This window comes from Thauera aminoaromatica S2 (assembly GCF_000310185.1).
GTDB classification, from domain to species: Bacteria; Pseudomonadota; Gammaproteobacteria; order Burkholderiales; family Rhodocyclaceae; genus Thauera; species Thauera aminoaromatica.
Map to the genome: position 1 here is coordinate 1 of NZ_AMXD01000111.1, position 12586 is coordinate 12586.

The window sequence follows — 12586 nt, forward strand, 5'->3', positions numbered from 1 at the left end:
GACCCGGCCGCGCCCGGCGCCGCGGTCGCGGTCTCGCGCCGGCGCCAGTGGATCGCCGCCGGCGCCACCAGCGCGGCGAGCAGCGCCGCCACCAGCAGCAGCGGCCAGGTCACCGGCGCGTTCCACTCCGTGCGCGCAGCGGCACGGCGCTCGAGGTCGATGCGCTGGTACTTCATGGTGTTGCGCACCATGGCCCCGGTCTTGCGGTTGAGCACCCAGCCATGCTGCAGCGAATACGACATCGGGTGGAAGGCGAAGATCCACGGCGCGTCGTGCTGCAGCATCGCCACCATGCGGTCGATGATCTGCTGGCGCGCGGGGCCGTCGGGCATGGCCTTCATGCGCTCGAACAGCCCATCGTATTCCGGGTTCTCGTAGTTGGCCGCGTTCTGGCCGTTGAACTTCACCTTGCCCTGCGGGCCGTGGAGCAGGAAGAGCAGGTTCTCCGGATCGGGGTAGTCTGCGTTCCAGCCGAAGAAGAAGAGCTGTGCGTTACCCTGGCGGATCTTGTCCTGGAAGCGATTGAAGTCGGTCGGCCGCACGACGAACTGCACGCCCAGCGCGCGGAACTTCTTCGCCAGCCAGTCGGAGCGCGCCTTGTCGCCCAGCCCGCCGGGCGTGGTGTCGAGGTGGATCACCAGCGGCTCGCCGGTCTGCGCATCGCGTCCATTTGGCCAGCCGGCCTCGGCGAGCAGGCGGCGCGCCTCGTCGACCCCACGGCGCACGGGACGGCCGTCCGCCTCGCTGCCCTGCCACTCGTACACCACCGGGTTCATCCCCGCCCGTCCCGCGCGCGCGCCGAAGATGCCCGGCGGCAAGGGGCTCATGCCGGGCAGGCCGCGGCCGTTGAGGAAGATCGACACGAACTCCTCCATGTCGAGCGCGATCGAGATCGCCTGGCGCAGCTTGCGCGCGCGCTCCTTCTCCGCCTTCGAGGCGCCGCCGCCCACGAGCGGGTCGAGCATGTTGAAGCCGAGGTAGAAGATCGACGGCGACACCGAGGTGAGCAGGCGGATGCCCTTGTCGCGCATGTCGTCCGAGAGCGTCACCTCGCCCTGGCTGGTGAGACTGACGGCCTGGTCGAAGTTGTCCGAAGACACGCCCGAGGCGTCGTAATAGCCTTGCAGGAACTTGTTCCAGTATGGGATGCCCTCGCGCTCGCGCGAGAACACCACCTTGTCGATGAATGGCATGGGCTTGCCGCAGTCGCCGAGCAACCCGGCCTCGGCATCGCCGGACTCGCCCGCGCAGGGATAGGCGTCGCCGCGGTAGTTCGGATTGCGCGCAAGCACCATGCGCGCGTTGGGGTTGTTCTCGACCAGCATGTACGGCCCGGTGCCCACCGGCCACCAGTCCAGCGTCAGGTTGCGCTCGGCCATGCCGGGCTGGGCGAAGAAGCGGTCCACCTCGCGCGGCACCGGGCTGAAGAAGGGCATCGAAAGCCAATACAGGAACTGCGGATAGGCGCCCTGCAGGGTGATGCGCAAGGTGTGGCGGTCCACCACCTCCACGCCGGGCAGCGCGAAGCGGTCGAGATCCAGCCAGCCGGGCGGATCGTCCTTCGCCGCGGCACCGCTCGCCCCGCCTTCCTTGGTTGCCGCAACCAGCCCGGCCTGCAGCTCCTGGAGCCCGGGCAGATACTCCGCCATGAGCTCGAAGATCGGCGAGTGCAGGCGCGGATGGGCGAGACGCTTGATCTGATAGACGTAGTCGCGCGCCTCGAGCTCGCGCGTGCCGGTCGCGGCGAAGTCGCCGAGACCCCGCACTGCGCGCAGGTCGGCCTCGCCAAGGCCGAGATAGCGCGGGCTGCCATCCTCATCGAGGGCGAAGGCCGGGTGGGGCTGGTACAGGATGCCCGGGCGGATACGCACCTCGACCACGGTACGCACCACCTTGGCCGGGTCGGCGTTCGCGGGCAGCTCGCGGCCGCCAGCGTCGAGCCGGCGCAGGCTCGGCATGGCCTCGGCGGTGGCGGGCTCGAGCACATAGGGGCGCTTCAGGTAGTGGTACTGCAGCGGCGGCTCGACGATCTGGTACAGGAAGCTCGCCTCGTCCTCGCTGTAGGACTGCACCGGATCGAGATGCTTGGGGCGCTCGGTGAAGGCGGTGTACAGGATGTGTTCCCCGCGCTCGGCCACCGGATAGGGGTCGTTCCACACCGGGCCGCAGGCCGCGAGTGCCAGGCAGGCGATCAACAGCGCAGCCGCGGAACGTAACGACGCACCCGCCCTGCGCGGGTGCGCAGGGCGGATCGGGCCGGGGCGGCCGGGGGTCCGGAGAGGGCAGGAGAACCGGCGCACGGGCACGCGGAAGCTTCGATGAAAGCGCGGATTCTGGCAGGTTTCGCACGCGCTTGCGATCTGCACACGGCCTCGGACCCGCAGCCGTGACCCGCCCGCCTCGACGAAACATGGCCTGCCCTACCGGCTCCGTCGCCTCCTTCCATCCCCCCGCGCGGGCGAAAGTCCCGTCCGTCGAAGGGTTTTGACGGTTTTTCGCTATAATCCCCGTCTTGTCATTCGGAGTCATTTCTCATGGGCTTTCTCGCCGGCAAACGAATCCTCATCACCGGTCTGCTCAGCAACCGTTCGATTGCCTACGGCATCGCCAAGGCCATGCACCGTGAAGGCGCCGAGCTCGCCTTCACCTACCAGAACGACCGCTTCAAGGACCGCGTCGCCAAGCTGGCGGCCGACTTCGGCAGCAGCCTGATCTTCCCGCTCGACGTTCAGGACGACGCGCAGATCACCGGCCTGTTCGAGCAGCTCGGGCAGCACTGGGACGGCCTCGACGCGCTGGTGCATTCGATCGCGTTCGCCCCCGGCGAGGCACTCGAGGGCGATTTCCTCGACGGCCTCACCCGCGAGGCCTTCCGCATCTCGCAGGAGGTCAGCACCTACAGCTTCCCGGCGCTGGTCAAGGCCGCGCGCCCGATGATGCAGGGCCGCAACGCCAGCGTGCTGACCCTGTCCTACCTGGGTGCCGTGCGCACCATGCCCAACTACAACATCATGGGTCTCGCCAAGGCCAGCCTGGAAGCCTCGGTGCGCTACCTCGCCGTCACCCTCGGCCCGGAAGGCATCCGCGCCAACGCGATCTCCGCCGGCCCGATCAAGACGCTCGCGGCCTCGGGCATCGGCAGCTTCGGCAAGCTGCTCGCCTTCAACGAGCACAACGCCCCGCTGCGCCGCAACGTGACCATCGAGGAAGTGGGTAACGCCGCCGCCTTCATGTGCTCGGACCTGGCCAGCGGCATCACCGGCGAGGTCATGTACGTGGATGGCGGCTTCAACACCACCGCGCTCGGCAACGCGCTGCCGCTGCCGCAGTAAGGATATCGCGGCGGACGGCGCTGCGCGGCAGCCGCCGCATCCGCCTGCCGAGCCTCGGCGGACGGCACAAAAAAGCCCGGTTTCGACACCGGGCTTTTTGTTTCCATGCTGCCCTCGCCGCACGGGCGAGTGGCGGAGCATGCGGGGATCCGCTGGGAATCAGCGCGGCTCGACCTGCAGTGCCGTCGGGTTGATCGTGACCTCGTAGCGCTGGCGCAGCTCGCTCAGGAAGGCGCCGAAGTCGCGCCCGGCCAGGAGCTGCTTGTACTGTCCCGTAACCGCGGCGACGCGCGGGTCCGCGTCGCCGATCTGCGCGCGCTCGACCGCCTCGATGCGGTACAGCACGTAGTCGCCCTCGGTCGACTGCACGCCGACGTGCACCGGGAGCGTCTCGGCCGACGCCGAGAACACCGCCTGCATGGCCGCCGCCGGCAGCCCGGGGGCACCACGCTGCAGCTTGCGCGCCTCGCCCCAGCGGGCTGCGGGCTGCTCGCCCCTGCGCAGCGCGGCCAGCATCTCCTCGCCCGCACGGGTGGCCTTCACCCGGCCCTGCTCGATGCGGACGAGTTCGACGATGCGCTCGCGGACCTCGTCGAGCGGCAGCCGGCGCGCCGGCTCGAAGGCCTTGACCCGCGCCGACACCAGGGTGCCGTTGCCGATCTCGATGGCCTCGGTGTTGCGGCTTTTCTGCACCGCCTCGTCGCCGAACAGGGCCGAGATCACGCGCTCGTCGGCGAGCGGCGCCGGGGCGGAGTCGCGGCTGATCCAGTCGGTGGTGGCGGTCTTGAGGCCGAGCGCCTCGGCCGCGGGCTGCAGGCTGTCGGGCTGCTCGTACACCGTGTTGGAGAACTGCTCGGCCAGCTCCGCGAAACGACGACCGGCCTCCTGGGCGCGCAGCTCGGCGAGGATCTCCGCGCGCACGGCCTCGAAGGGCTTGACCGAGGAAGGCTTGATGTCGGTGACCTCGACGATGTGCACGCCGAAGTCGCTGCGCACCGGCTCGCCGATCACGCCTTTCTGCAGACCGAACACCGCGTCCTCGAAGGCGCCGACCATCACGCCGCGGGCGAAGAAACCGAGATCGCCGCCGTTGCCGGCCGAGCCCGGATCCTGCGACTTCTCCTTCGCGAGGGCGGCGAAGCGCGCGGGATCGGCGCGCAGTTGCTCGACGAGCGCTCGCGCCTCGGCCATCACGCGATCGACCTCGGCCTGCTCGGCGCCTTGGTCGAGGGCGAGCAGGATGTGACGAGCCTGGCGCTCCTCGGGCACGCCGAAGCGCTGCGGATTGCCGTCGTAGAAGGCGCGCACCGCGTCGTCCGCGACCTCGACGCCACGCTCGACCGCCGCGCGGTCGAAGACCAGGTATTCGGCCTGCAGCCGCGCCGGGCGCTCGAAGCGCGTCGGGTTGGCCTCGTAGTAGGCGCTGACCTGCGCGTCGTCCACCTTGACGTCGGCCGCCAGGGCCTTCGCCGAGAGGCGGAACTCGCGCACGCTGCGCGACTCCAGCTGGGCGTCGAGGAAGCGCCGCGCCGATGCCTGGGGAACGATGCCGGCGTCGCCGACCGCCGCGACGATCTGCTGCACCCGCACGTCCTGCGCCAGGCGCGCCTCGAAAGTCGCGGGTGTCATGCCCTGGGCACGCAGCAGGGTCTCGTAGCGCTGCAGCGAGAAGCTGCCGTTTTCCTGGAAGGAGGCCACGCCGGCGATGGTCTCCTGCAGTTGCTGCGGCGTCACCACGAGACGGTTCTCGGCGGCGTAGAGCGCGAGCACGCGCTGGTTGATCAGGTTCTCGAGCACGGCTCGCCGCAGTTCGGCCGACTGCAGCAGCGCACGGTCGACCTGGCCCCCGCCGTCCTGCCGCAGGCGGTCCTGCTGCTCGCGCAGGGCCTGGTCGAACTCCCATGCGCCTATGGTGGTGCCGCCGACACGCGCGGCCTCGTTCGCCGAACCCGAGTCGCTGAAGTAGGCGTCCATGCCGAAGAAGGCGAAGGGGACGATCAGGAGCGCCAGGATCACCTGGGCGACGCGTTTATTGTTGCGAACAGCCTCGAACATCTCGTATTCCGTGGAAAGGACAGAAAAATGCAGCCGTGTGGCAGGATCCCGGCGCGAAAAGTTCCGCAGTTTAGCGCATCGGTCCGGCTTCGGGTCCGCGGCATGCCATCCGTCACAGCGCGCAGGGAACGGCGCTCAATATACTGCGCGGATGCGCGCAAGCCCTCTCCCCGCAGTCGTCCTCGCCCTGGCCTATTGGGCGGTCGGCTATCCCGCCCTCCATCTCGCCATCCCACCGGGCTACACCGCCCCCTTCTTTCCACCGGCCGGTATCGCACTCGCCGCGCTGTTCGTGTTCGGACTGCGCCTGTGGCCTGCGGTGTTCGCAGGGTCGGCCCTGATCCAGCTCGCCACCGCCTGGCCGCTGCTCGGCAGCGCAGGCTGGAATCCGCTCGGTCCGCTCGCCGTCCCGGTAGGCGCCACCCTGCAGGCGGTGGTCGGCGTCCTGCTCGCGCGCCGGCTGCTCGCGCCCGGCGACACGCTCGACACGGCCGGCTCGGTGATGCGCTTCCTCGGCATCTGCATGCCGCTGAGCGGGCTGGTGTGCTCGACGATCGGCGTCTCCGCCCTGGTCTGGGCGGCGGTGATCCCGGCATCCGACGCGCTTTTCAACTGGTGGACCTGGTGGACCGGCGACACCCTGGGCATGCTCGTCGCCACCCCGCTCACCCTGGTGTTCATTGGTCGCCCGACGCAGGACTGGCGCCAGCGCAGACTCGGCGTCGCGCTGCCGATGTCGATCGCGCTCGTGCTGCTCGCCCTCGCCTACCGGCAGGTGGTGAGCTGGGAGGATTCGCGCGTGCGGGCGCAGTTCGAGCGCGACAGCGTCCATCTCTCCGCCCTGCTGCAGAAGCGCCTCGAAGAACGGGTCGACATGGTGCGTTCGATCGAGCGCCTGCTGCTCGCGAGCGACCAGGTCTCGCGCGCCGATTTCCACGAGTTCGTCGCACCCTGGATGCGACTGCACCCGGGCACGCGCAGCTTCACCTGGAACCCTTACGTAAGACACGCTGAGCGCGCGGCATTCGAAGAGGGGATCCGGAGCGACTACCGGGTCGATTACCGCATCCTCGACCGCGATCCCGCCGGACAAACTTCGCCTGCTACCGAGCGTCGCGAGTATTTCCCGGTCACGCACGTCGAGCCCGAAGAGGGCAACCACGCCGTGCTCGGCATGGATCCACTGTCCTTCCCGGTCGCGGGCGAGGCGATCGAACGCGCGCTGGCCACCGGCCAGCCAGCGGCCAGCGCGCGCATGCGCCTGGTGCAGGAGCACGGGGAGCAGCATGCCGTGGTGCTCTATCAAGCCGTTTTCGCCTCCTCGCCGCCTGCACCGGTCCGCGCCCCGCTCGGAGTCGTGTCCGCGGCACTGGGCATGGACGACCTGCTCGCAGCCGTTTCACGCCAGGCTGCGGCGCAGGGCATCGCGGTGCGACTCTCCGACCGCGACGCCGGGCCCGAGTCGGCGCTGCTTGCCGGCGACGATCGCGGACAGGAGTCGGTCTGGCCGGAAGAGATCCTGGCGCGCACCACGAGCATCGATTTCGCCGGTCGTCGATGGGAGCTGCACACCCGCGCCCTGCCCCGCTACATCGAACAGCTACGCAGCTGGGCCGCGTGGGGCACGATCGCGGTCGGCGTCCTCACCAGCGCAATGCTCGGCGCGCTCCTGCTCATCACCACCGGCAACCGTCGCCGCATCCAGGCGCTGGTCGAACACCGCACCGCCGAGCTCCAGGCCGCGAGCGTACGCTTGCATGAAAGCCGCGCCGCACTGATCGACGCCCAGCGCATCGCCCGCCTCGGCAGCTGGGAGACCCTCTGCGCACGCGACGGGCTGCACGCCTCGGACGAGCTCCACCTGCTGCTCGACAGCACGGCAGGCGACCTGAACTCGCTCGCCGACCTGATCGACGCGATCGCCCCCGCCAGCCGCGCGGCCCTGACCGACGCGCTCGAGCGCGCCGCCACGGAGCCGGGCCGGATCATGCTCGACTGCAACACAGACAGCCTGCCGATGCGCACGCTGCAGTTCCGCATCGAGGGCGAGCATGTGGGCGGCCGCCTCCGGCGTATCCGCGGTACCGCGCAGGACGTCACCGCGCTGCGCGAGGCCGAAGCCCGCATCCGCTACCTGGCCCGCTTCGACCCGCTCACCGGGCTGCTCAACCGCAGCGCCTGGCAGGACCACGCCCAGGACGTGCTGCGGCACGCCGCGCGCCATGACGACCGCTGCGCCGTGCTGTTCCTCGACCTCGACGACTTCAAGACGGTCAATGACTCGCTCGGCCACGCCGCCGGCGATCGCCTGCTCGCCCAGGTGGCCTGCCGCCTCGGCGGCTGCGTACGCGCGGAAGACCTGGTCGCCCGCATCGGCGGCGACGAGTTCGTGATCCTGTTGTCGCGCCTCGCGCACGCCGAAGAGCCGGCGCGCGTTGCCGAGCGCGTGCTCGATGCGCTCGCCCGCCCGCTGCAGATCGACAGCCAGCCGCTGCGCGTCGGCGCGAGCATCGGAATCGCCCTCTACCCCGCCGACGGTGGCGAGATCGATACGCTGCTCAAGCACGCCGACACTGCGATGTACGAGGCCAAGGAGTCCGGCCGCAACGCCTACCGCTTCTTCCTGCCCGAGATGACCCAGCGCGTGACCCGCCGACTGCAGACCGAGGCCGAGCTGCGCAAGGCGATCGAGAGCGGCGATCTGCGCCTGCACTACCAGCCCCAGATCGACGCGGCGAGCGGCCGGGTGTACGGCTGCGAGGCCTTGGTGCGGTGGCAACATCCCGAGCGGGGTCTGCTCCCGCCCGACCGCTTCGTCCCTTTCGCCGAACAGAGCGGCCTGATCGTGCCGCTCGGGGAATGGGTGCTGCGCGAAGCCTGCCTGCAGCAGGTGCGCTGGCGCGACGCCGGCCTGCCGCCGCTCGACGTGGCGGTAAACATCTCGGCGCTGCAGTTCCGCCGGCGCGACTTCGTCGCCACGGTGGCGCGCGTGCTGGGCGAGACGGGCGCCGATCCGGCGCGGATCGAGCTGGAGATCACCGAGAGCGCGCTGATGGACGCGACGCCCGAGCTGGTGGCGAGCTTCGACCAGCTCGTGGCGCTCGGACTGACGCTGGCCCTGGATGATTTCGGCACCGGCTACTCCAGCCTGTCCTACCTCAAGCGCCTGCCGCTGCGCCGCCTGAAGATCGACCGCTCCTTCGTCGACGGCCTGCCGGACAATCCGGAAGACGCCGCGATCACCTCGGCCACCCTGTCGCTCGCCCGCGACCTCGGCATGGAGGTGGTCGCCGAGGGCGTGGAAACCGAGGACCAGCGCGGCTACCTCTGCAAGCGGGGTTGCCGCGCGATGCAGGGTTACCTGTTCTCGCGGCCGCTGGGGGTAGAGGAGTTCGGCACATGGTTCGAGGAACAGGCGGCGGCGATCGCATGACGCCGATCGCGCTTCGCCACGGGCCGGCAGGCACGAGACGAAGCGCGATCGGGGCGCGGCTTTGCGCGCCGCGCCTCAGTCGGCGCGCCGGAACACCAGTTGCCCGCCCTCGGCATCCACCCGGATGCAGTCCTTGGCGGCGAAGCGACCTTCGAGGATCGCCTTCGCGAGCGGGTTCTCGATGCGCTCCTGGATCGCCCGCTTCAAGGGCCGTGCGCCAAACACCGGGTCGAAGCCGGCAGTCGCGAGCTCGGCGAGCGCCGCATCGCTGATCTCCATGCCCATTTCCAGCCGCGCCAGGCGCTTCTCGAGGTACTGCAACTGAATCTTCGCGATGCCGGCGATGTGCTTTTCATCCAGCGCGTGGAACACCACCACCTCGTCGATGCGGTTGATGAACTCCGGACGGAAGTAGGTCTTCACTTCCGCCATCACCGCGAGCTTGATCACCCCGTAGTCGTCTCCCGCCATGGCCTGGATCATCTGGCTGCCGAGGTTGGAGGTCATCACGATCACGGTGTTCTTGAAGTCCACCGTGCGGCCCTGGCCGTCCGTCATGCGACCGTCGTCGAGCACCTGCAGCAGCACGTTGAACACGTCCGGATGCGCCTTCTCGACCTCGTCGAAGAGGATCACGCTATAGGGCTTGCGCCGCACCTGCTCGGTCAGGTAGCCGCCTTCCTCGTAGCCGACGTAGCCCGGGGGCGCACCGATCAGGCGCGCCACCGAGTGCTTCTCCATGAACTCGCTCATGTCGATGCGGATCAGGTGTTCCTCGGAATCGAACAGGAAGTTCGCCAGCGTCTTGCACAGCTCGGTCTTGCCCACCCCGGTGGGGCCGAGGAAGAGGAAGGAGCCGTAGGGACGGTTCTCGTCCGACAGGCCCGCGCGCGAGCGCCGGATGGCGTCGGCCACCAGGCGCACCGCCTCGTCCTGGCCGACCACGCGCTCGTGCAGCTTGTCCTCCATCTTCAGGAGCTTCTCGCGCTCGCCCTGCATCATCTTGCTCACCGGGATGCCGGTGGCGCGCGATACGACCTCGGCGATCTCCTCGGCGCCCACCTCGGTGCGCAGCAGCTTGTTGGGCGCGGCATTCTGGCCCGCCTGCTCGGCCATCCTGAGCTGGCCCTCGAGCTGCGGCAGCTTGCCGTACTGCAGCTCGGCGACCTTGTCGAGCTGGCCCTTCCGTTGGTACTCGGCCATCTGCGCGCGCAGCGCGTCGATCTCCTCCTTGATGTGGGCCGAGCCGGCGACCTTGGCCTTCTCCGCCTTCCACACCTCTTCCAGGTCGTTGTACTCGCGCTGCAGCTTGGCGAGCTCGTCCTCGATCAGTTGCAGGCGCTTGAGCGAAGCCTCGTCCTTCTCCTTCTTCACCGCCTCGCGCTCGATCTTGAGCTGGATCATGCGACGGTCGAGCTTGTCCATGACCTCGGGCTTGGAGTCGATCTCCATCTTGATGCGCGCCGCGGCCTCGTCGATCAGGTCGATCGCCTTGTCGGGCAGGAAGCGGTCGGTGATATAGCGGTGCGACAGTTCGGCCGCGGCGACGATGGCCGGGTCGGTGATGTCGACGCCGTGGTGGATCTCGTACTTCTCCTGCAGGCCGCGCAGGATGGCGATGGTCGCCTCGACCGAAGGCTCCTCGACGAGCACCTTCTGGAAGCGGCGCTCGAGCGCCGCGTCCTTCTCGATGTACTTGCGGTATTCGTCGAGCGTGGTGGCGCCGATGCAGTGCAACTCGCCGCGTGCGAGCGCGGGCTTGAGCATGTTGCCGGCATCGATCGCGCCCTCGGCCTTGCCGGCGCCCACCATGGTGTGGAGCTCGTCGATGAACACGATGATGCGCCCCTCTTCCTGGGCGATCTCCTTGAGCACCGCCTTCAGGCGCTCCTCGAACTCGCCGCGGTATTTGGCGCCGGCGAGCAGCGCCGCCATGTCGAGCGAGAGCACGCGCTTGCCCTTGAGCGTCTCGGGCACCTCGTCATTGACGATGCGCTGCGCCAGGCCCTCGACGATCGCGGTCTTGCCCACGCCCGGCTCGCCGATCAGCACCGGGTTGTTCTTGGTGCGGCGCTGCAGGATCTGGATGGCGCGGCGGATCTCGTCGTCACGACCGATCACCGGGTCGAGCTTGCCGCTTCGTGCGCGCTCGGTGAGGTCGAGACAGTACTTCGACAGCGATTCGCGCTGGCCTTCGGCGTCCTGGCTGCCCACGTTGGCGCCGCCGCGCACCGCCTCGATCGCGGCCTCGAGCGCCTTGCGCGCCAGGCCGTTCTCCTTGAGCAGGCGGCCGGCCTCGCCCTTGTCGTCCGCGAGCGCGAGCAGGAACATCTCGCTGGCGATGAACTGGTCGCCGCGTTTCTGCGCTTCACGGTCGGTGACGTTGAGCAGGTTGTTGAGGTCGCGCCCGATGCTGACCTCGCCGCCGTGCCCTTCCACCTTGGGCAGGCGGCCGACGGCCTTGGCGACCGCATTCTTGAGCGGCGGGACATTGACCCCGGCGCGCTGCAGCAGCGACACACTGCCGCCGTCGTCCTGCTCGAGCAGGGCCTGCAGCACGTGCAGCGGCTCGATGAACTGCTGGTCGTTGCCCACGGCGATGCTCTGCGCATCGGCGAGGGCCTGCTGGAACTTGGTGGTGAGCTTGTCGAAACGCATGGAGGTCATCCTCGGGATTCGTTGAACTGAACCCTATGTGGGGCGCATCCGGCGCGCTTCAAGTGCGCGCTCAAAGATGCGGCCGGCTTTGTCCCGGGATGTCGGGGTAACGTACGTAGTCGACCAGGTCCTGGATCTCCTGCGGCGGTGGCTTGGTCAGCAGGCTGACCGCGACGATGGTCGCAAAGCCGAGCGGCACGCCGAACACGCCGGCCGAGATCGGGTTGATTTCGAACCAGGCGTTCGCCATCGCGCCGCCGAAGAAGGGATGGGTACGCACCACGTAGAACACCGTGACCGCCAGCCCGGCCAGCATGCCGGCGACCGCCCCCGGGCGGTTGGCGCGCTTCCAGAAGATGCCCAGCACGAGCGCCGGGAAGAAGGCCGAGCCACCGATCGAGAAGGCCAGGCCGACCATGAAGAGGATGTTGTCCGGCCGCATCGAGGCCACCCAGGCCGCCACCACCGCCACCACCAGCAGCTGCGACTTGGAGATCACCAGGCGCCGGTGCGCGCTCGCCTTGGGGTTGATGACCTTGTAGTAGAGATCGTGCGACAGCGCGTTCGAGATCGTCAGCAAAAGGCCGTCGGCGGTCGACAGCGCGGCGGCCAGCCCCCCGGCCGCGACCAGGCCCGATACCACGTAGGGCAGGCCGGCGATCTCCGGGGTGGCGAGCACGATCACGTCGGTGTTCAGGCGCAGCTCGGCGAGTTGCAGGATGCCGTCGCCGTTGAGGTCCTCGATGCGCACCAGCCCCACCCTGCCCCACGACGCGACCCAGTCGGGCAGGATCGCGATGTTCGAGCCGACCAGATTGTTATAGACCTCCCACTTGGCGAACACCGCGTAGGCCGGCGCGGTGACGTAGAGCAGGAAGATGAAGAACAGCGACCACAGCACCGAGCGCCGCGCCTCCATGACGCCGGGCGTGGTGTAGTAGCGCATCAGGATGTGCGGCAGCGCCGCGGTGCCGACCATCAGCACGAACATCAGGGCGAGGAAGTTGTTGCGCGCGGTGGCGGACTCGCTCGCGGTGGCGCCCGGATGCGCCTCGGCGTGACGCGGCGGCGGGCGGGCGCGCTCGAGCGCCTCGGCGCGCGCGCGCTG

At 69.1% G+C, this 12586-nt stretch carries 6 protein-coding genes; 2 read left to right on the forward strand and 4 right to left on the reverse strand.

Annotated features, from left to right (window positions below; translation table 11 throughout):
• On the reverse strand, positions 1 to 2192 hold a 2192-nt coding region (locus C665_RS14745), incomplete at its 3' end, for an ABC transporter substrate-binding protein (protein WP_370695920.1).
• A gap of 342 nt (positions 2193 to 2534) precedes the next feature.
• On the opposite strand from C665_RS14745, the gene fabI reads away from it, so the two are divergent.
• Positions 2535 to 3332 carry an enoyl-ACP reductase FabI gene (gene fabI / locus C665_RS14750; protein ID WP_004318356.1) on the forward strand — a complete coding sequence of 266 codons (798 nt, stop codon included), beginning with the start codon at positions 2535 to 2537 and terminating at the stop codon, positions 3330 to 3332.
• Between the two features lie 159 nt (positions 3333 to 3491).
• Here fabI and C665_RS14755 read toward each other — a convergent pair whose 3' ends face one another.
• Positions 3492 to 5387, reverse strand: coding sequence for a SurA N-terminal domain-containing protein (locus tag C665_RS14755; RefSeq protein WP_004318358.1), 1896 nt, complete (start codon positions 5385 to 5387; stop codon positions 3492 to 3494).
• 151 nt (positions 5388 to 5538) lie between these two features.
• Here C665_RS14755 and C665_RS14760 point away from each other — a divergent pair, with 151 nt between their 5' ends.
• Positions 5539 to 8820, forward strand: coding sequence for an EAL domain-containing protein (locus C665_RS14760; protein ID WP_004318362.1), 3282 nt, complete (start codon positions 5539 to 5541; stop codon positions 8818 to 8820).
• A 75-nt stretch (positions 8821 to 8895) separates the two neighbouring features.
• Here the strand turns inward: C665_RS14760 and clpB are convergent, their stop codons facing one another.
• Together clpB and C665_RS14770 are read right to left on the reverse strand one after the other, a co-directional pair.
• Positions 8896 to 11478, reverse strand: a complete 2583-nt coding sequence (gene clpB / locus C665_RS14765; RefSeq protein WP_004318367.1) for an ATP-dependent chaperone ClpB — start codon at positions 11476 to 11478, stop codon at positions 8896 to 8898.
• 70 nt (positions 11479 to 11548) lie between these two features.
• Positions 11549 to 12586: VC_2705 family sodium/solute symporter (locus C665_RS14770; RefSeq protein WP_004318369.1), on the reverse strand; the 1038-nt coding region annotated here is incomplete at its 5' end.

What these genes read in the sequence shown, in the direction of transcription:
- C665_RS14760 (WP_004318362.1), top strand. Translation starts at nt 5,539, where the DNA reads ATGCGCGCAAGCCCTCTCCCCGCAGTCGTCCTCGCCCTGGCCTATTGG.
- fabI (WP_004318356.1), top strand. Translation starts at nt 2,535, where the DNA reads ATGGGCTTTCTCGCCGGCAAACGAATCCTCATCACCGGTCTGCTCAGC.
- clpB (WP_004318367.1), bottom strand. Translation starts at nt 11,478, where the DNA reads ATGCGTTTCGACAAGCTCACCACCAAGTTCCAGCAGGCCCTCGCCGAT.
- C665_RS14755 (WP_004318358.1), bottom strand. Translation starts at nt 5,387, where the DNA reads ATGTTCGAGGCTGTTCGCAACAATAAACGCGTCGCCCAGGTGATCCTG.